Source organism: Micromonospora sp. PTRAS2, assembly GCF_054052245.1.
In genome coordinates, this window is sequence record NZ_JBSWBU010000001.1 from 920,818 (window position 1) to 939,174 (window position 18,357).

At 70.2% G+C, this 18,357-nt stretch carries 17 protein-coding genes and 2 pseudogenes; 10 read left to right on the forward strand and 9 right to left on the reverse strand.

Annotation, left to right across the window (positions count from 1 at the left end; genetic code table 11):
- Positions 1-38: 38 nt before the first annotated feature.
- Entirely contained in the window at positions 39-584 is a 546-nt protein-coding gene (locus tag ACVMYR_RS04385; RefSeq protein ID WP_091276266.1) for a hypothetical protein, read from the reverse strand.
- Between the two features lie 356 nt (positions 585-940).
- On the opposite strand from ACVMYR_RS04385, the gene ACVMYR_RS04390 reads away from it, so the two are divergent.
- Positions 941-1,708 (forward strand): hypothetical protein, encoded by a 768-nt coding sequence (locus ACVMYR_RS04390; RefSeq protein ID WP_431892894.1) that lies wholly within the window; start codon positions 941-943, stop codon positions 1,706-1,708.
- 29 nt (positions 1,709-1,737) lie between these two features.
- Here ACVMYR_RS04390 and ACVMYR_RS04395 read toward each other — a convergent pair whose 3' ends face one another.
- Together ACVMYR_RS04395 and ACVMYR_RS04400 are read right to left on the reverse strand one after the other, a co-directional pair.
- Complete coding sequence (locus ACVMYR_RS04395; protein ID WP_396789206.1) at positions 1,738-2,853, reverse strand: TolB family protein; 1,116 nt, start codon at positions 2,851-2,853, stop codon at positions 1,738-1,740.
- Positions 2,850-3,371, reverse strand: coding sequence for a SigE family RNA polymerase sigma factor (locus ACVMYR_RS04400; protein WP_178066976.1), 522 nt, complete (start codon positions 3,369-3,371; stop codon positions 2,850-2,852). The genes ACVMYR_RS04395 and ACVMYR_RS04400 overlap by 4 nt, the downstream gene beginning before the upstream one ends.
- 98 nt (positions 3,372-3,469) lie before the next feature.
- On the opposite strand from ACVMYR_RS04400, the gene ACVMYR_RS04405 reads away from it, so the two are divergent.
- Complete coding sequence (locus ACVMYR_RS04405; protein ID WP_457121144.1) at positions 3,470-3,955, forward strand: methylated-DNA--[protein]-cysteine S-methyltransferase; 486 nt, start codon at positions 3,470-3,472, stop codon at positions 3,953-3,955.
- A 149-nt stretch (positions 3,956-4,104) separates the two neighbouring features.
- On the opposite strand, the pseudogene ACVMYR_RS04410 reads toward ACVMYR_RS04405, so the two are convergent.
- From ACVMYR_RS04410 to ACVMYR_RS04420, 3 genes and pseudogenes are all read right to left on the reverse strand, one after another.
- Positions 4,105-4,233, reverse strand: a pseudogene (locus ACVMYR_RS04410) (XRE family transcriptional regulator); the annotation flags it as partial.
- An 88-nt stretch (positions 4,234-4,321) separates the two neighbouring features.
- Positions 4,322-5,401, reverse strand: a complete 1,080-nt coding sequence (locus ACVMYR_RS04415; protein ID WP_077935340.1) for an inositol-3-phosphate synthase — start codon at positions 5,399-5,401, stop codon at positions 4,322-4,324.
- A gap of 23 nt (positions 5,402-5,424) precedes the next feature.
- Positions 5,425-6,063 carry a PadR family transcriptional regulator gene (locus tag ACVMYR_RS04420; protein WP_043960972.1) on the reverse strand — a complete coding sequence of 213 codons (639 nt, stop codon included), beginning with the start codon at positions 6,061-6,063 and terminating at the stop codon, positions 5,425-5,427.
- Between the two features lie 175 nt (positions 6,064-6,238).
- Here ACVMYR_RS04420 and ACVMYR_RS04425 point away from each other — a divergent pair, with 175 nt between their 5' ends.
- The 3 genes from ACVMYR_RS04425 (at position 6,239) to ACVMYR_RS04435 (ending at position 10,536) form a co-directional block, all read left to right on the forward strand.
- Positions 6,239-6,712, forward strand: a complete 474-nt coding sequence (locus ACVMYR_RS04425) for a DUF5318 domain-containing protein (protein WP_077935339.1) — start codon at positions 6,239-6,241, stop codon at positions 6,710-6,712.
- A gap of 191 nt (positions 6,713-6,903) precedes the next feature.
- A complete protein-coding gene (locus tag ACVMYR_RS04430) occupies positions 6,904-9,819 on the forward strand; it encodes a transglycosylase domain-containing protein (RefSeq protein ID WP_457121145.1) in 2,916 nt (971 codons plus the stop codon).
- A 366-nt stretch (positions 9,820-10,185) separates the two neighbouring features.
- Positions 10,186-10,536 (forward strand): peptidase inhibitor family I36 protein, encoded by a 351-nt coding sequence (locus ACVMYR_RS04435; RefSeq protein WP_396789339.1) that lies wholly within the window; start codon positions 10,186-10,188, stop codon positions 10,534-10,536.
- 168 nt (positions 10,537-10,704) lie between these two features.
- On the opposite strand, the gene ACVMYR_RS04440 is transcribed toward ACVMYR_RS04435, so the two are convergent.
- Entirely contained in the window at positions 10,705-10,860 is a 156-nt protein-coding gene (locus ACVMYR_RS04440; protein WP_396789201.1) for a hypothetical protein, read from the reverse strand.
- A gap of 310 nt (positions 10,861-11,170) precedes the next feature.
- On the opposite strand from ACVMYR_RS04440, the pseudogene ACVMYR_RS04445 reads away from it, so the two are divergent.
- Both ACVMYR_RS04445 and ACVMYR_RS04450 read left to right on the forward strand, forming a co-directional pair.
- A pseudogene (locus ACVMYR_RS04445) lies at positions 11,171-11,949 on the forward strand (transposase family protein).
- 159 nt (positions 11,950-12,108) lie between these two features.
- Positions 12,109-13,623, forward strand: coding sequence for a glycosyltransferase family 87 protein (locus tag ACVMYR_RS04450; protein ID WP_396789200.1), 1,515 nt, complete (start codon positions 12,109-12,111; stop codon positions 13,621-13,623).
- A 75-nt stretch (positions 13,624-13,698) separates the two neighbouring features.
- On the opposite strand, the gene ACVMYR_RS04455 is transcribed toward ACVMYR_RS04450, so the two are convergent.
- Together ACVMYR_RS04455 and ACVMYR_RS04460 are read right to left on the reverse strand one after the other, a co-directional pair.
- Positions 13,699-15,816 (reverse strand): hypothetical protein, encoded by a 2,118-nt coding sequence (locus ACVMYR_RS04455; protein ID WP_457121146.1) that lies wholly within the window; start codon positions 15,814-15,816, stop codon positions 13,699-13,701.
- Positions 15,813-16,604: a deoxyribonuclease IV gene (locus ACVMYR_RS04460; protein WP_431892906.1), complete on the reverse strand. Its 792-nt coding sequence runs from the start codon at positions 16,602-16,604 to the stop codon at positions 15,813-15,815. The genes ACVMYR_RS04455 and ACVMYR_RS04460 overlap by 4 nt, the downstream gene beginning before the upstream one ends.
- A 567-nt stretch (positions 16,605-17,171) precedes the next feature.
- Between ACVMYR_RS04460 and rpsF the strand changes: the two genes are divergently transcribed.
- The 3 genes from rpsF (at position 17,172) to rpsR (ending at position 18,353) form a co-directional block, all read left to right on the forward strand.
- Positions 17,172-17,462: a 30S ribosomal protein S6 gene (gene rpsF, locus ACVMYR_RS04465; RefSeq protein WP_043960965.1), complete on the forward strand. Its 291-nt coding sequence runs from the start codon at positions 17,172-17,174 to the stop codon at positions 17,460-17,462.
- 79 nt (positions 17,463-17,541) lie between these two features.
- A complete protein-coding gene (locus tag ACVMYR_RS04470; RefSeq protein WP_176734099.1) occupies positions 17,542-18,072 on the forward strand; it encodes a single-stranded DNA-binding protein in 531 nt (176 codons plus the stop codon).
- A gap of 41 nt (positions 18,073-18,113) precedes the next feature.
- The gene (gene rpsR / locus ACVMYR_RS04475; RefSeq protein WP_007073789.1) at positions 18,114-18,353 is read left to right on the forward strand and encodes a 30S ribosomal protein S18; all 240 of its coding nucleotides are present in this window, start codon (positions 18,114-18,116) and stop codon (positions 18,351-18,353) included.
- Positions 18,354-18,357 lie beyond the last annotated feature (4 nt).

The following is an 18,357-nucleotide window of genomic DNA, read 5'->3' on the forward strand; positions in this document are numbered from 1 at the left end:
ACTTCCGCTCTGCGACAAGGGGAGGAGGACGGTGGGGGTCAGTAGGTCTCGACGTGCACGCTGGTCTCGCTCAGGGCCTCGACCACGAAGATCTGCTCGCCCATCCCGATCGGCCGGTCGGCGCGGGCGTTGAGCTTGACCGGCTGGCCGGCGACGCGGACCCTGACCTCGCCGTAGCCGTCCACGGGGATCGGGGTCACGACCAGGCCGAGCGCGCCGACGAGGTGGTGGCGGGTGGGCGTGGGGTCGGTGCGCATGGTGCGGGCCGCCCGGCTCATCCGGGCCGCGACCCACGCGGTGGGCACCGCAGCGACCGCGCCGCCGGCCACGGCCGCCGCCACCATCCCGGGGGTACGCGCACCGAGCAGCTCGTTGACGATCGCCGCGCCGAAGCCGAACGCGCCGGCGAACCCGGCGACCGCCTCCAGGGACACCGGACCGTCGGCACCGGGATGGCTGAAGTGGAACAGCTCGGTGCCGAGCAGGGCCAGCGCCAGCACGCCGACGCCCGCCCCGCCAATGATCAGGAAGATGAGCGTTCCGGTGGCCACGACCTGCACGGTAGCCACCCCGTGCAAGGTCATCCGGCGTGGCCGGGGTGCCCCGTCACCCGGGGCGAGAGGGCTGTTCCGGTCGGCCGGTCCGGGCGGAACCGGCTGCTGCGTCCATCGGAGCCGAAGGCGTCGAGGTCAATCACACCTAAAGCACCTTCCGCTGCATACCGCGTAAACCATCCTGCTTGAGAGCCGCGAATTCCCGCCGAGTGGGAGTTGACCATATCGCGCCACGGGGAAGCCCTTGCCCTGGCCCGGACTTCTTACATAGCATATTGACACTCGCGAATTTATTGATCAAGGGTCATTCTGATTCAAAAACCTGACGCCGCCTCTCCTCTTTGTGGGCTGTCGGCAGGGGCATTCTTCGTGAGCGAGGAGGAGCGATGAGAGAGATCAGAATCAGCCGACGGGGTGGGCTGGTCGCGCTGGGCGCGGGCCTGGGTGTCGCCCTGTTCGGCACAAGCCTCGCGGACCAGGCGAGGGCCGCCTCGTCCGGGGCTTCGCCCCACGACAGCCGGCCGAAGAAGGACGCGGTCGGCTACAACATCATGATCTCGAACGCTTCTGCGCTGGATGGCATGAATGCCATCCTCTTCCAGGAGAACCCCGTGCTTCCGAGTGACGCGGTCACGCTCGCCTGGATGTCGAAGATGTGCCATCCGTCGACGACTATCGAATACAAGTGGAGCATCGACTACAACTTCGTCTGGGGTCAGGTCGGCACGCTCGTCCCCGGGACGCAGTTTGTGGCAGGCCAGATCCTCTCGGCAGACCTGACCCAGAACAATCTGGTCACCCTCTCCTACGTCGACGGCGGTTTCGAATTCGGCCCGACCAGCTCATCCGGGAATAGCTCAAGTCTGATAATCAAGGAGGACGACACCGTACCGGGGCCGGGGAACGACGACCAGGGAAGCGTGGGAATCGGCATGTCGGGGGCCGGCACGTTCGTGGTGCCGACGGTGCCGAACACCGGGGTCGAGTTCACCCCGAAACCCACCTACTATGTCGCCTTCGGGAGTTTCGAGAGCAGTGAGGTGATGGACGTCTCCGAACTCACCCAACCGGCCAAGGTGGTGTACCCCGACGGCATGACCAGTGCCAAGGCCGTCTTCGACGGCAAGGAGTGGACCATCTCCTACGGGAACTGACCTCGCCGCTCCTCCGGCCGCTCGCCTCGTCAGCTCGGGGCGACGGTGAGGTTCCGGTCGACCAGTTCGGGCGGGAGCGGCTGCCGCACCAGCTCCCGCCCGGTCAGGTCGGCGAGCACGAAGTCCCGGTCGCCGTACGGGCGTCGGTAGAGCAGGCGGTCGTCGGTGACGAAGGCGGCGTCGGCGGCCGGCAGGGACCGGACGACCCGCCCGTCGGCGGTCTCGACGAGCAGCGGTTCGCGCTGGCCCTGCACCACCACGAGTCGCCCGTTCGGCGACCAGGCCCAGGGGCCGGCCGGGTCGCCCGGCATCGCGACGAACCGGGTGGGCCGGCCGTCCTCGGCGGAGAAGAGCTGCACGCCCCGCCGGGGATGCCGGGCGGACTCCGACTGCGGCCCGCCCGAGCCGGTCTGCTGGAGCGCCACCTCCCGGCCGTCCCCGGCCCAGGTGAAGAAGCAGTAGTCGGTGCAGAAGTAGCGGTCCGTGTCGACGGGGAACGTCCGGACCCCGCCGTCGGCGTCGAGCACGCCGAGGCGCATCGGCTCGCCCTCCCCCTGGATGGTCAGCAGGAGGCGGCGGCCGTCCGGCGACCACTGCGGCTGCATGAGCCACTTTCCGGTCCGGAACCAGTCCGTCCGCCGCCGGGCCGCGTCGGCCAGGCCGATCTCCCCGGGCCGGTCCTCGTCGGCCAGGGCGGTGAGCGTGCCCTCCGGTGCGGGCCACACCCCGTCGTATCCCTGGACGGGGCGGTAGCGGCCCTGGCTGCGGTCAAGCACCCAGCCGGAGCCGCCCTGGCTGGAGCCGCCCCGGCCGGCGCCGGTGACCACCCAGCCGCCGGGCAGGGCCAGCGGCGAGGCGCTCCAGCTCGGCCCCGGGGTGGGCAGCAGCTCCGGGGTCGGGGTGACCGTAGCCGTCGGCTCGGGCACCGCCGGCCGGACCGGTGACTCCGGCCTCAGCAGCACGAACGGAAGCGCCACGGCAGCGACGGCGACCAGTGCCGCGGCCGCTGCCACCGCCGCCCGGCGACGGGCCCGCAGCCGTCGGCCGCGCCGCATCGCACCCACCGCCAGGTCCGGCGCCGGCCGCGCCTGGCGAGCGAGATCACGTACGGCCGCCCGCAGTGCCTCCTCGGCCGGGGAACTCATCGGGACACCTCCGGGCGATCGGCGTACTCGGCGAAGGCCGGCACGAGTCGGCGCAGCTTGGCCAGGGCCCGGGACGCCTGACTGGCCACCGTTCCCGTCCGGCAGCCCAGCAGCGCGGCGGTCTGCTCGACGCTCAGGTCCTCCAGGTAGCGCAGGGTCAGTACGGCCCGCTGGCGGGGCGGCAGCGTCAGCAGCGCGTCCCGCAGCAGCATCCGCAGGTCGGCGTCGTGGCCGGTGTCCCGCTCGGCCGGCACCTCGGGCAGCGCGTCGAGCGGTACCTCGGGCCGCCGGGCCCGGCGACGCCAGCCGGAGACCTGATCGTGGTAGAGGATCCTACGCACGTACGGCTCGGCGTCACCCCGGATCTGCGGCCAGCGTGTGTACGCCTTGGCCAGCGCGTTCTGGAGCAGGTCCTCCGCGCCGTGCTGGCTGCCCGCTAGGGCGTACGCGACACGCAGCAGGGCCTCGCCGCGGTCGTTGACGAACGCGGTGAACTCCCCGTCGGTCACCTCAGCCACCGTCCACCTCCGATGGTCAAGACGCCGGCCGGGACCGGAAGTTTGCCTCACCGGGCGGCCGGATCGGGCCGAGCCGCGCAGACGGGGGAGAATGGGGCGTGCGCTGGACCGTGCTCGACTCCCCGATCGGCGAGTTCTCCGTGGCCACGGACGACGAAGCCGTGTGCGGCACGCATTTCGGGCGGGTGGAGGGCGCCGCCGACGCCCCCGGCGACGAACTGTCCGGCCGGGCTGTGGCGGAGCTGCGGGCGTACTTCGCCGGGGAGTTGACCGAGTTCACGGTGCCGGTGGCGGTGCGCCGGGGCTCCGAGTTCGAGCGCGCGGTGTGGCGGGAGATGACCCGTATCCCCTACGGGGAGACGTCGACCTACGGCGAGGTGGCTCGGCTAATCGGCGGCGGCGATCCGGGTGCGGCGCGGGCGGTCGGGGTGGCCTGCAACCGCAACCCGATCCCCGTGATCGTCCCCTGTCACCGGATCGTGGGCGCGGGGGCGAAGCTGGTCGGGTTCGGCGGCGGCCTGCCGCGCAAGGTGAAGCTGCTGGAGCTGGAGGCCGGCGTCGCCCTGCGCCGCGCCTGGTCCTGACGGCTGTAGGCGCGTCGAAGCACGGTCCACTCGTGGTGCCACTGCCTACGAAAGGGTGAACCCAAGGCTGGGACCATGATCGTCTGACGTCTACCGAGAGAAGGAACGGTGTGTCGTGTCCGTAAACGACAGACGATCACGCCATGTGCTCACTCCAGACGCGCTTCCAGATCGAACAGGATCCGCTGCGCGGCACCGTTGCGCAGCGCCGCCCGGCGCAGCCGATCGTAGCGCTGGTGCAGCGATTCGGCCTTCTCGCCTTCCACGACCACAGTCCCGACGGCGGCCTGAAGGAACCACGGAGGGCCGGGTCCCGACGGACCCGGCCCTCCGTGATCGTGCTGTTGGTCAGCCCGCGTCAGCGCGTCAGCGCTCGACCTCGCCCTTGATGAAGGACTCGACGGCGGCGTGCGCGTCGTGGTCGGCGTACTGCACCGGGGGGGACTTCATGAAGTACGACGAGGCCGACAGGATCGGGCCGCCGATCTTGCGGTCCAGGGCGATCTTCGCGGCCCGGACGGCGTCGATGATGACGCCCGCCGAGTTCGGCGAGTCCCACACCTCGAGCTTCAGCTCCGCGTTGAGCGGGGTGTCGCCGAACGAGCGGCCCTCCAGGCGGATGTAGGCCCACTTGCGGTCGTCGAGCCACGGCACGTGGTCCGACGGGCCGATGTGCACGTCGCTCTTCTGCATCTCGTGCGGGATCTGGGACGTGACCGACTGGGTCTTCGAGATCTTCTTCGAGACCAGCCGGTTGCGCTCCAGCATGTTCATGAAGTCCATGTTGCCGCCGAAGTTGAGCTGGTACGTGCGCAGCAGCTCGACCCCGCGGTCCTCGAACAGCTTCGCGAGGGCCCGGTGCACGATGGTCGCGCCGACCTGGCTCTTGATGTCGTCGCCGACGATCGGCAGGCCCGCGTCCTCGAACTTCTTCGCCCACTCCGGGTCGGAGGCGATGAAGACCGGCAGGGCGTTGACGAACGCGCAGCCGGCGTCGATCGCGGCCTGGGCGTAGAACTTGTCGGCCTGCTCGGAACCGACCGGCAGGTAGGAGACGACGACGTCGACCTGCGCGTCGCGCAGCGCCTTGGCCACGTCGACCGGCTCGGCGTCCGACTCCTCGACGATCTCGCGGTAGTACTGGCCCAGGCCGTCGAAGGTCGGGCCGCGCTGCACGCTGACGCCGGTCGGCGGCACGTCGCAGAGCTTGATCGTGTTGTTCTCGCTGGCGACGATCGCCTCCGCGAGGTCCATGCCCACCTTCTTGGCGTCGACGTCGAACGCCGCGACGAACTCCACGTCCGAGACGTGGTAGTCGCCGAAGGTGACGTGCATGAGACCCGGGACGCGGTCGTTCGGGTCGGCGTTGCGGTAGTACTCCACGCCCTGCACGAGGGACGAGGCGCAGTTACCCACACCGACGATGGCGACGCGGACGGAGCCCATAGCGTCTGCCTCCTTCTTCTTCATCACGGCCGCTCTTTCCTGGACTCTCCAGGCGGAGGCGGGCTGTCGTTATCTCGTCGGCCGCCGGCCGTCCCGGTGTCCGGGACCGTCGGGGCACGGCCGGAGCGCTCGTTGGCGATGAGCTCCTCCAGCCAGCGGACCTCGCGTTCACAGGCGTCGAGGCCGTGGCGCTGAAGTTCCAGGGTGTACGCGTCGAGGCGCTCGGCCGCCCGGCCCAGCACGTCGCGAAGCCCTTCGCGGCGTTCCTCGATCTTGCGGCGGCGGCCCTCCAGGATGCGCAGCCGGGTCGCCTGGTCGGTGCGGGCGAAGAACGCGAAGTGCACGCCGAAGCCCGTGTCGTCGTACGTCTCGGGGCCGGCCTGCGCGATCAGCTGGGCGAAGCGTTCCTTGCCCTCCGCAGTGATCTTGTAGACCACCCGCCCCCGGCGGCTGGTCAGTGCGGGGACCTCCTCGGCGGTGGCGGGCGTCTCGTCAGCCTCGGTGATCCACCCGGCCGCCTGCAGTCGGCGCAGGGTGGGGTAGAGCGAGCCGTAGCTGATCGCCGCGCGGATCGCACCCAGCTTGGCCGCGAGCTCCTTGCGGAGTTCGTAGCCGTGCATCGGGGACTCCTGGAGGAGGCCGAGGATGGCGAGATCGAGCACGGGCCACCCCTTCTTACCCCCCGACGCGGAGACTCAACCACCGCGATGTATCGGACCGATACATCGCACGTTAGCCGCTCACCAAGGATCAGGGCAAACCCCCACGCCGAATTCTCGGGGTCACCGATTGTGACGGTGGTCGCCTCGCCGCGCCGGACCGCGTACCCTTCTCCGCATGCGTACGCAGCGCCAGGTCGTCGACTACTCGCTCCGGAAGCGAGCGGTGCTGCGTGAACTTCTCGCCGGCCGGGTGGGCACGTACGACGTCTGCGACGCGTCGCCGTACCTGAAGAACGCGGCCCGCTTCCACGGTGAGCCCACCGAGGAGCGCTGCCCGATCTGCCGCAGTGAGAACCTCACCCACGTCCACTACATTTACGGGGACGAGCTCAAGCAGTCCGCCGGGCAGGCGCGTACCCTTGCCGAGTTGCCCGTCCTGGCGATGACGCTGCGTGAGTTCCAGGTGTTCGTGGTGGAGGTGTGCCTCGGCTGCGGCTGGAACCACCTCGTCGAGCAGTTCCTGCTGGGCCGGGACGGGCTGGTCGGCGGCGCGGAGGACGGGTCGGACCAGGGCGCGGCCGGTGCTTCGGCCGCCACGGCCCCGGGTGCCGGCCCGGCCGTTCGGCGGAGGCGAGAGGCGCAACGGTGAACCCAGCTGACTCGGTTGGCCCGATGTGGAGGAGGCGGGACAACCGACAGCTATTAGGACCGATAGGTCCGATTGATCCGGAAGTGATGCCCTCGGCCCGACTCGTTCGGGCGGCGGCGTCCTGTGTTTCAGCTCACGGCAAACCGGTGGCGGCGCGATCGCGTCCCACCGCGACCGGCAGGGTGTGAGGAATGAACTCGTACGGCGATCCCAGCTCCTCGCGCGGGCGGGCCCAGATACCGGGAGCCCACGGCGACCCGGGTGCGGGCCCGGCCGACGCGTACCGTCGCGGCGACGACGCCCGCGGCAGCTGGTCAGAGGGTACGGCACAGCCGGGCCGCGCCTCCGTGCCGCCCCGCGGCCAGGCTGCGGGTGGCCGCGCCTCGGTGGGTGGTTCGGCGGCGGTTCCGCCGCGCGGCACAGCCGCCGCCGGCTCCGCCTCGGTGGGCTCTGCCTCGGTCGGGCGCGCGGGGGCCGGCCGGGCCTCGGTGCCCGTCTCCCCGGCCCCGGGCGGGCCGACAGCCGGCCGGGCCACCCCGGGCCGCGCCTCGGTGCCGGTCTCCCCGGCACCCGTCTCCCCGGCCGGTCGAGCATCCGTTGGTGTCGGCTCCGCCGGACGAGCGAGCGTGGGCGCCGCGTCCGTGGGCGCCACACCGTACGGCGGTCCCGCCGGCCGCGCCTCCGTCGCCCGGGCGAGCGTCTCCCCGGCCTCCGGCATCGGCGCACCGCCCGGCGGGGGTGACCGCGGCCCCGGCGGCCGGGGCCCCGACGGCCGCACGAAGTCGGCGCGGGCCCGCAAGCGCCGGCGGGCGAACATCCTCATCGCCAGCTTCGCCGTCTTCATCATGCTCGCCGGCATCGGCGTGGTCGGCTTCACCTACTACTCGACCAACGTCGTGCTGCCCGAGGACACCACGCCGCCGCAGGCGACGACGCTCTACGCGATGGACAACAAGACCATCATCGCCAAGGTGGGCGAGCAGAACCGCACCCTGGTCACCATCGACCAGATCCCGCAGCACGTGCAGGACGCGGTGGCCGCAGCCGAGGACCGCAACTTCTACCGGCACTCCGGTGTGGACTACAAGGGCATCGCCCGCGCCGCGTGGAACAACGTCTCCGGCGGCGACAAGCAGGGCGCGTCGACGATCACCCAGCAGTACGCCCGCAACGCGTACGACAACCTGAAGGACGACACCTACGCCCGGAAGGTCAAGGAGGCGATCCTCGCCTCCAAGTTGAACGACAAGTACGGCAAGCCGCAGATCATGCAGCACTACCTCAACGTGATCTACTTCGGCCGGGGCGCGTATGGCATCGAGGCGGCCGCCCAGACCTACTTCGGCAAGCCGGCGAAGAGCCTGACCGTCGCCGAGGGCGCGGTGCTCGCCGCGCTGATCAAGCAGCCGGTCGCCAGCGAGACCCACAGGGGGTACGACCCGGCCGTCAACCCGGTCGACGCCAAGTCCCGCTGGGACTACGTCATCAACGGCATGGTCGAGGAGGGCTGGCTGAACGCCCCCGGCAGGCCGGAGCGCCCGACCGAATACCCGAAGAACATCAAGAGTCCCAAGAACGGCGGCGCCGGCATCGACTTTGGCGTGAACACGCCGTACGGCAACGTCATCAACTACGTCAAGGTCGAGATGCGCGAGAAGGGCCTCTGCGTCGACAAGGAGGCGGACGTCACCGACAAGAAGCCGCTCTGCTCGCAGGCGCTGATGGCCGGCGGCTACCGCATCCGCACCACGATCGACACCAAGATCCAGAAGGCGGCGGTCGAGGCCGCCCAGCGCAAGACGAAGGGCTCGGAGCTCGCCGGCCAGCCCAAGAACCTGATGGCGGCGGTCGTCGCCATCGACCCGCAGACCGGGCGCGTCGTCGCCTACTACGGCGGCGACAACGGCACCGGCACCGACTACGCCGGCAAGAACACCGACTCCAACGGCACCGTCACCGGCGGCCACTCGCCGGGGTCGAGCTTCAAGATCTATACCCTGGCCGCCGCGCTGAAGGCCGACAAGGCGCTGGAGTCGCGCTGGAAGGGCCGGGGCTTCACCCCCGAGGGCACGAAGTTCAAGGTCAGCAACGCGGGCGTCGACAACCCGTCCTGCGGCAACTCCTGCACCCTGAAGGTCTCCACCCTCAAGTCGCTGAACGTGCCGTTCTACCACGTCACCCAGGAGATCGGGCCGGACAAGGTCATCGACATGGCCAAGCAGGCCGGCGTCACCACGATGTGGCGCACGGACACCGACCCCGCCAAGGCGTACGACCTGACGAAGACCGACCCGAAGGACATCGCGCCGTCGCCGTTCTTCCACGTCGTCGGCTACGGCCAGTACCCGATCACGGTCCTCGACCACGCCAACGGCGTCGCCACGTTCGCCAACGAGGGCGTTTACAACAAGGCACACTTCCTCTACTCGGTGGAGAAGCAGAACGAGACCACCGGCAAGTGGGAGAAGGTCAGCAGCGAGAAGCTCGACCCCAAGCGGCGGATCGACAAGGACGTCGTGGCCGACGTGACCTCGGTACTGAAGGAATACCCGGGCCAGGTCAACCACCGGCTCGCCGACGGCCGCGAGGCCACCGCCAAGACCGGCACCTGGGAGCTCAAGTCCGACAGCTCGGAGAACGGCGACGCCTGGATGATCGGCTACACGCCGCAGCTCGCCACGGCCGTCTGGGTGGGCAACGTGCAGAAGCGGCTGCCGCTGAAGCTGAAGGACGGCACCAGGGTCAGCGGCGCGAACCTCCCCGGCGGCATCTGGGAGCGGTTCATGAACGACGCCCTCAAGGGCGAGCCGAAGAAGAGCTTCCCGCCAGCCGCGAACATCGGCGACCCGGAGGCGGGCAACGGCGACCCGCCGCCCCCGCCGCCCACCCCGGACCCGCCGGCGTGCAACCCGCTGGACATCTTCTGCCAGAACCCTGGCAACACCCCGACCAACCCGAATAACCCCAACAACCCGAACAACCCGGGCGGTGGACTCCCCGGCAACCCGGGCGGCGGCCCCGACACGCCGACGAACCCCGGGCCCGGCAACGAGGGGGGCACCGGCGGCGGCCTGCTGCCGACCATCACGCCCCGCACCCGGGAGTGAACGCACCGAGTTGAGCGCCCGTCGTCGGCGGCCGGACACCACGTCCGGCCGCCGACGGCGTTTCGTCCATCGGAGTGTTTGCCCTGGGGCAGGTGAGGGCCACCGGTACGGGACGATTCCTGTCCATCACCACGCAGTCGACGGCGGGCGTAGCCCGCCGAAGTCGGTCGGTCCCGATTACGAGAGCCCGGGAGGGGCGGCTGCTTGCATGGAGCGGAGGAATTTTCTACCTTTGCACCGATAGATGGAGTGCGATACGGTGAGTTCGTTGGCGCGCCGCGAAGCGTAATTCACCCTGTTGGTGATTCTGTCGAGGAGGTCATTGGGGTGTTAAAGAAGATTGTTGGCGTGATCGGGTTGTCCGCAATGATCCTCTTCGGTGCGCCCGCCACCGTCGTGCAGGCTTCGGCTAGTGCAGCCTGGGACTGCCCTGTTGGTGACCTATGTGTCTGGTCGGGTTCGAACGGTACTGGCTCTCGATGCTCTTGGTCGAACGCGGACAGCGATTGGTGGTCGGGGGACATCGTCTGTTCCTGGTCCAAGACGACGTCGATGAAATCCTTCTGGAATCGCGGAACGAACACGAGTTACCCCGGTGTTCATCTTTACCTCGGCACTGACTACAACTATGAGTGGTTCTGTGCTAAAAGGGGAGTCCAGTATAACGCCGAAGGTGGGATGCGCTCTCACCGTTGGGAGACCGGATCTTGCAGCTAGCGCTTTGTAGTAGGTATTGATTCTAGGTCGGACCTGGGAAGCGTTCGATTCCCAGGTCCGACCTAACCAATCCTGTCTCCTCCCTTGAGGAGTGCAATCCCACCGATTCTGAGTGCGTGTCGGGCAGGCCGTGAGCAATAGTCAAGACTTGTGGATGAGAAATCTTGATCAGGCGGCTGCGGCCTCGGTCGTGACGAGCTCGGTGTTGGGCCGTTCGACGAGTTTGCCGCGTTCGAAGCGGGCGCCGGCGCGAACGAGGGCGACCAGGTGCGGTGCCCGACGCTCATCCACAGATTTCGAGCATTGCTCCAGGCCGTCCTCCAACGCATGAGGCTGGGAGAGGTGGCGCCGGGTGGGGTAGACGCCTGGAGCTGTTCGTTCGGCAGGTTTCGATGGCTGAGGGGTAGCGGTTGCAGCGGATCACTTGGACCGCGAAGGACCCGGTGAGGCTGCGCCGCGCGATAGTGGTGCTGGTGTCCGCCGCCCAGGGGTAGCCGGCACCAGACATCGCGCACCTGCTCAAGTCCGGCGCGAACTACATCCGAGACGTGATCCATGCGTCAACGAGCGGTGATTTGACGCCCTAAGGGACGTCTCGTAACTCGCCGGGTGGTCCATGGTGGATCATGTCGGGGTGCAGGTGATCTCGGCGGCCCGCCCGGAGTGGATCTTCCCGTTCACCGGGCTGCAGCCCGCCCAGTTCCGCAGGCTGGTCAGGTTGGTCGCCGAGCGTGTCAGGGATGCGATCGCTGACGGGCGGCCGGGGAGGCAGTGTTCTCTCGACCTTGCCGACCGGGTGTTGCTGGTAGCCGCGTACTGGCGCACGAACCTGACCATGCGGCAGATCGGTCCGCTGTTCGGGGTGTCGCACTCCGCCGCCCACCGGGTCATCGACACCCTCGGCCCCCTGCTCGCCCTGGCCCCGGGACGTCGGCGCAGGGTCGACCAGATCGCCATCGTCGACGGCACCCTGATTCCGACCCGGGACCACCGTCTGGCCGTCCCGAGCAAGAACTACCGCTGCTCGGCGAACCTGCAGTAGCGATCGACGCCCACACCCGCCTGGTCGTCGCCTTGGGCGACCCGCAGCCGGGCAACCGCAACGACACCGTCGTCTACCGCAGCTCAGGTATCGACCAGAGGCTGGCCGGACGGCCGGTCATGGCCGACGGCGCCTACCGCGGCAACCCCGAGGTGATCATCCCGTACCGCAAACCCACCGACGGCAGCGAACTACCCGACTGGAAGAAGGACCTGAACAAGCACCACCGCACCGTCCGCGCGCAGGTCGAACACGCCCTGGCCCGCATGAAGACCTTCAAGATCCTGCGCGACTACCGACGCGCCGCCCACACATTGACCGACACCGCATCCGGCATCGCCCACCTCCACAACATCATCCTCGCCGGCTGAATGCCGGCCCCTGCCTGGCCAGGCGTTCACCGAGTTACGAGACGTCCTTTAGACCCAAAATGGAACGGGGTGAGGCGCTTTCGGATTCACGCCTTGCAACCCCCTTCAGCCCTCGTCAAGGGCGCGAGATGAGGCTCAGATGAGGCAAGATATACATCCATGAGCACCCAGTCGACGGCAGACATGGACGACGCCGGGCCCGGTGACCACCCGTCCCGGTCGGACGGGTTCGTCCGTGGCGCATCCGAGCTGATCGGTGGCCCGCTGGGCGACCACGCGGTGGCGCTGGACCGGCCCGCCGACCGGGAGAGCCGGTTCTGGACGGCCGCCCGGATCGTGCTGGCCCTGGCCTGCCTGACCCTCGCCCTGCACTGGGTGCAGAAGTCCCCCTGCCAGGACGGCGCGTGGCAGAACAACATCCAGTACACCCGGATGTGCTACACCGACGTGCTGGCGCTCTACTACGCCGAGGGGCTCAACGAGGGCAAGGTGCCCTACCGGGACCACCCCGTCGAGTACCCGGTGTTGACCGGTTACTTCATGGGTGCCCTCGGGCTGCCGGTGCACGCCCTCGGCGTCGACAACCCGGAGATCAACCAGGGGCAGTGGGCGTACAACGCCAACGCCCTGGTGCTCAGCGCCCTCGCCGTGGCGACCGTCGCGGTCATCCTCGCCCTGCGCCGCCGACGACCCTGGGACGCCGCCCTCTTCGCGCTGGCCCCGGCCCTGTTCCTCACCGCCACCGTCAACTGGGACCTGCTCGCCGTCGGGCTGGCCGCGTTCGGCTTCCTCGCCTGGGCCCGCAGCCGGCCGGCACTGGCCGGGGTGCTGCTCGGCCTGGCCGGCGCGGCCAAGATGTGGCCGCTGTTCGTCCTCGGGCCGATCCTCGTGCTCGCGCTGCGCGCCAACCGGATCCGCGCCGGCCTCACCGCCGTCGGTACGGCCCTCGTCGCCCTCGTCGCGGTCAACCTGCCGGCGGCCGTGCCGTACCGCGACAACTGGGACCGCTTCTTCGAGCTGAACACCACCCGGCCCATCGACTGGGGCACGCTCTGGTACATCGGGCGCTACCTCGACGGCAAGGTCAACACCGGTGGCCCCGGCTCGATGGGGCCCTTCGAGTGGCTCAACGCCAACATCCCCACCCTGAACTGGCTCTCGTACGCCCTGTTCGGGCTGGCCTGCCTCGGCGTCGCGGTGCTGGCCCTGCGTGCGCCGAAGCGGCCCCGGCTGGCCCAACTCGCCTTCCTCGTCGTCGCCGCGTTCCTCATCTTCAGCAAGGTCTGGTCGCAGCAGTTCGTCCTCTGGCTGCTGCCGTTGGTCGTCCTCGCCCGCCCCAGGTGGGGTGCCTTCATCGCCTGGCAGGTCGCCGAGATCGGCTACTTCGCCGCCTTCTACGGGGAACTGCTCGGCTCGGCGACCAGCCGCCCGGTCTTCCCCGAGGGGGTCTTCGTGCTGGCGGCGACGCTGCGGCTGGGCACCGTCGCGCTGCTCTGCGTGCTGGTCGTGAAGGAGATCCTGCACCCCGAGCGCGACGCGGTGCGGGACACCTACGCCGACGACCCCGACGGCGGGGTGCTCGACGGCGCGCCGGACGCGCCCTGGGTGGACCGGTGGCGACGGCGACCCGAGCCCAGCGAGCCCGCCGCCGTGCCCGCCCCGACGGCGGCCTGACGGCGCTCGGCACGGCCCGGGCTTCCGGCCCGGGCCGGCCGCGTCTCGGGCCCGGCGAGGCAGCCGGGTCCGCTGTCAGAGGCGGAAGACCACCGCGTTGTCGACCTGCTCGCGGGTGATGCCGAGCGCGTCGACCGGGGCGTCGATCGTGGTGGCCCACGGCGTGTCGGCGATCTGGTCGCGCAGCACCACCACGTTGCGCACGCCCAGGGCACGCAGGTAGGTCACGCTCGCCTGGTCCGGGAACGTCTCGGTCGCCTTCCGGATCTCGATCTGCCGCTGCGGGGTGAAGCCGCTGCCGCCGTTGACCACGTCCTGGAACCGACTGGTCGACCACAGCATCACCAGCTGGTCCGGGCCCTGGTCGCTGGGCAGCACGAGCAGCGGGCCGTCCACCGACCGCATCGCGGCGGGCTGGACCGGCACCACCGGATGCGGGGTGACGTTGAGGCCCTCGGCGATCACCAGCAGCAGCGGCAGCACGGTGGCCAGCCGCAGCCACGGGCCCGGCCACGGTGGGACCCGCTCGGCGGCCCACTCGCGCACCCGGATCGCGAAGGCGCTGACCGCCCCGGCGGCGAGCAGCCCGAGCAGCAGCGTCGTCCAGAGCATCATCCGCCCCGGCGTGCGTAGGCCGTTCCAGCCCGGCAGATACTCGAACAGCAGACCGTAGGTGAAGGTGCCGCCGAAGAACCGGGTGCCCATGGCCAGGATCGCCGTCACCACCACCCCGGCGAGCAGCAGCAGCCGGTGCCGCAGCCGCCACACCGAGAAGAACAGCCCGCCCGCCGCCAGCGCGTAGAGCACGAAGCCGGGCAGCAGGGTCATCTCCGGGGAGTTCCAGGGCAACCCGGCGCGCGCCCCCTCGTGCAGCGTGCCCCAGACGCGGGACTCGGCCGGTGCGGTGAAGAAGCCCGAGAGCGGCGGCGAGTAGATGCCGACGTCGTCGAGGGTGCGGGCCGCGTTCGGGTGCAGCTCGGCGACCTTGAAGTAGGGGACGGCCAGCAGGGCGCCCACCCCCGCGAAGAGCAGCGCGCCGACGACGTCGGCGACGAGCAGCCGCACCCCGAACGGCCGCCGCACCGACCGGCGCCGGACGAACCAGGTCACGGTGGCGACGAGCGTCACCACCGCCAGCACGTACGCGAACGGCAGCCCGATGCCGAAGCCCAGGCTGAGCTGCCAGGCGGCCACCACCCACCCGGCGTACGCCCACCCGGCGTGCCGCCGCTCGGGGCGGTAGCCGTGGCGCAGCGACCAGCCGTGCCCGCGGGCCAGCATGGCCAGCGCCAGCGGGATGCCGCCGTTGGAGATGATGTGCAGGTGCCCCGCCTGGGCGAGCAGCCAGGGGGCGTACGCGTAGCCGACCCCGGCCACCGCCGCGCCCGCGCGCCCCGCCCCGAGCTGCCGCGCCAGCGCGTACGCCCCGAGCGTGGCGAGCGCGTGGGCCAACACGAACATGATGTTGTAGCGGAGCAGGGCCGCCTCGGGGCCGGTGCCGATCATGCCGGCCGGCGCGTACCCGAGCAGGGTGTCGGAGAAGGCGAAGCTCCACGGCTCCGGGAAGAACGTGTTGGAGTGCCACAGCTGCGCCGGGTTGGTCTTCAGGATGTGCCCCGACCAGGCCATCTGCCAGGTCTGGAGGCTCGGGTCCCAGTAGTCCTGCGGAAGCGTGTGGCGCGGGTAGCGCAGCGTCGGCCAGGTGAGCGCGACGGCCAGCGCCAGCGAGCCCAGCACGGCCAGGGTCCACTCGTGGACGCCGAAACGGCCGACCGCGCGCAGCCCGCGCCGCAGTCGACCCGGCACCGGCTCCGGGGCGGGGGCGAACGCCTCCCAGCGGTCCGGCTTCCCGCCCTCCTTGCCGCTGCTGTCGTCCTTCGTGCCGTCGCCGTCCTCGGTGCCGTCGGCGTCGGCGTCGCCGCCCTTCGCGCTGCCGGCGTCCTCGGTGCCGGCGTCCTTCTTGGGCTCGCCGTCCTTACCGGACTCGCCGTCCGTCCGGGCGTCCTGGTCGCCGGAGGTGGTGGCCTTCCCGGTGGTCTCGCCGACGGCCGGCTCGGTCCCGGCTGTCCCGCCCGCGGCCGGCTCCGTGCCGGCGGCGTCCGGCCCGGCCGCGTCCGCCGCGGGGGCGCCGGCCGTGGTCGGCTTCGTCGCGGCGGTGGCCTCGTCCGTGGCGCCGGACTGCTCGGTCGTCATGCGGCCGGGCTCCCCACGGCGAGTCGGTCGCGTAGGAAGGTGATGTCCGCACCCTGACCGTCCACGCCGCCGGGGGTCTCCACGATCGCCGGGGCACCCGCCGCGCGGATCACGGCCACCACCAGCTCCGGGTCGATGGTGCCGCCGTCGAGGTTGTCGTGCCTGTCCCGCCCCGAACCGAACGTGTCCTTCGAGTTGTTGGCGTGCACCAGGTCGATCCGCCCGGTGATCGCCTTCACGCGGTCGACCAGGTCGAGCAGCTCCTCACCCCCGGCGTGCGCGTGACAGGTGTCGAGGCAGAAGCCCACCTCGTAGTCGCCGAGCGCGTCCCAGAGCCGGGCCAGCGCGTCGAGGCGTCGGGCGCAGGCGTTGTCCCCACCTGCGGTGTTCTCGATCAGCACCGGCAGGGCGAAGCCCCCGGCGTCCGCCGCGTACGCGAAGGTCTTGCGCCAGTTGTCGAACCCGACCGCCAGGTCGTCGCCCGCGTTGACGTGCCCGCCGTGCACGATCAGGCCCTTCGCGCCGATCTCCGCAGCCGCCGTCGCGTGGCTGAGCAGCAGCTTCCGGCTCGGGATGCGGATCCGGTTGTTCAGCGTCGCCACGTTGATGACGTACGGCGCATGGACGTAGAGGTCGACCTCGGCGGCGCGCAACCGGTCGGCGTCCTCCCTGGGTTTCGGGGCCTTCCAGCCCTGCGGATCGGAGAGGAAGAACTGCACGGCGTCGGCGGCTCGGGCGGTGGCCTCGGACAGCGGGTCGGCGGAATCGACGTGGGCTCCGATACGCATGCAGGCGAGCCTACGTCGAGGCACCGACGTGCGGGGCGACGGAGCGGCCGGGTCGCGGTGTCGGTCGGCGGGTCGACCGGTCGTCACCCGGCCGGCCCGCCGGTCGTTGGTCCGGGTGGGATCGACGACGGGCCTTCTGCCGATCATCGGGCAAAAGTGCTGATTCTCTCCACACGTGACGAAATCGTTGTACGGTCGGATAACAACACAAGAAGCTCCGCGGGGCGTTTCGGTCCAACCTCATCGGTGTGGTCGTTCCTCCCCAGGTCCCACCCAAGGAATGCGGACGGGACGCCCCGCGGCCTCGTGACCGGGGGCCGGGGTCGACGCGCGTCGTCGGCCCGGCCCCCGGTTTCCTTATGCGCGCCCCTGTCCGCTGCCGGGTCGCGCCCGGCGGCGGCGCGGGAACCGCCGACGTCGACCTGCCCGGGCATGATCGTCCGGGCCGGGTATCCTGGTCCGGTTGTCCGCGTCCGGTCGGGTTCCCCCGGTCCGGAGCGGTCACGACGCCAGACCTCCTGCCACGGAAGGACCGTGGCCGCCTAGCCCACAGGAGGTGAGCACGTCTTGCGTCATTACGAGATCATGGTGATCCTCGACCCCAGCCTCGAGGAGCGCACCGTCGCCCCGTCGCTCGACACGTACCTGAACGTGATCCGGACCGCGGGTGGCTCGGTCGAGAAGACCGACGTATGGGGCCGCCGGCGCCTCGCGTACGAGATCAACAAGAAGGCCGAGGGCATCTACGCTGTCGTCGACCTGCAGGCCACGCCTGCGGCGGTGGCCGAGCTGGATCGTCAGCTGCGGCTCAACGAGTCCGTGCTGCGCACCAAGGTCATCCGGCCGGAGACGCGCTAACAGTCCACCCGGTTCACCACCCGGATCAGCCTCATCAAGGTTGTCGTAGGGCCCTGAGAGCCTGTACGGCGAACGATGAGTGCGCGAGGAGATGGTCATGGCAGGAGACACCACCATCACGGTCATCGGCAATCTGACCGATGACCCCGAGTTGCGTTTCACCCCTTCGGGGGCCGCGGTCGCCAAGTTCCGGGTCGCCTCGACGCCCCGGTTCATGGACAAGGCGTCCGGCGAGTGGAAGGACGGCGAGCCGCTGTTCCTCGCGTGCACGGTCTGGCGGCAGGCCGCCGAGCACGTCGCCGAGTCGCTGCAGCGCGGTGCCCGCGTGATCGTGTCGGGCCGGCTGCGTCAGCGGTCCTACGAGACCCGCGAGGGTGAGAAGCGCACCGTCATCGAGCTGGAGGTCGACGAGATCGGCCCGTCCCTGCGCTACGCCACGGCGAAGGTGCAGAAGATGTCCCGCTCCGGTGGCGGCGGCTTCGGCGGTGGCGGTGGTGGCAACCAGGGCGGCGGCGGAGGCAACTTCGACGACCCCTGGGCCTCGGCTGCGCCGGCTCCCTCGCGCGGTGGTTCGGGTGGCGGCAACTTCGACGAGGAGCCTCCGTTCTAATGGCGCCGAGCGCCCGCGATCGCAAACCAGGAGCCCGAGCAATGGCCAAGGCCGCTGCACTTCGCAAACCTAAGAAGAAGGTGAACCCGCTCGACAAGGACGGGATCACGTACATCGATTACAAGGACACCGCGCTGCTGCGCAAGTTCATCTCCGACCGCGGCAAGATCCGCGCTCGGCGGGTGACCGGCGTGACCTCGCAGCAGCAGCGGCAGATCGCCCGCGCGGTCAAGAACGCCCGCGAGATGGCGCTCCTGCCGTACACGGCCACGGCCCGCTGAGAGG

Coding starts and splice junctions, on each gene's coding strand:
- ACVMYR_RS04385 (WP_091276266.1), bottom strand. CDS start 584: ATGACCTTGCACGGGGTGGCTACCGTGCAGGTCGTGGCCACCGGAACG.
- ACVMYR_RS04390 (WP_431892894.1), top strand. CDS start 941: ATGAGAGAGATCAGAATCAGCCGACGGGGTGGGCTGGTCGCGCTGGGC.
- ACVMYR_RS04395 (WP_396789206.1), bottom strand. CDS start 2,853: ATGAGTTCCCCGGCCGAGGAGGCACTGCGGGCGGCCGTACGTGATCTC.
- ACVMYR_RS04415 (WP_077935340.1), bottom strand. CDS start 5,401: ATGGGCTCCGTCCGCGTCGCCATCGTCGGTGTGGGTAACTGCGCCTCG.
- ACVMYR_RS04425 (WP_077935339.1), top strand. CDS start 6,239: ATGCGTACGCAGCGCCAGGTCGTCGACTACTCGCTCCGGAAGCGAGCG.
- ACVMYR_RS04430 (WP_457121145.1), top strand. CDS start 6,904: ATGAACTCGTACGGCGATCCCAGCTCCTCGCGCGGGCGGGCCCAGATA.
- ACVMYR_RS04435 (WP_396789339.1), top strand. CDS start 10,186: ATGATCCTCTTCGGTGCGCCCGCCACCGTCGTGCAGGCTTCGGCTAGT.
- ACVMYR_RS04450 (WP_396789200.1), top strand. CDS start 12,109: ATGAGCACCCAGTCGACGGCAGACATGGACGACGCCGGGCCCGGTGAC.
- ACVMYR_RS04455 (WP_457121146.1), bottom strand. CDS start 15,816: ATGACGACCGAGCAGTCCGGCGCCACGGACGAGGCCACCGCCGCGACG.
- ACVMYR_RS04460 (WP_431892906.1), bottom strand. CDS start 16,604: ATGCGTATCGGAGCCCACGTCGATTCCGCCGACCCGCTGTCCGAGGCC.
- rpsR (WP_007073789.1), top strand. CDS start 18,114: ATGGCCAAGGCCGCTGCACTTCGCAAACCTAAGAAGAAGGTGAACCCG.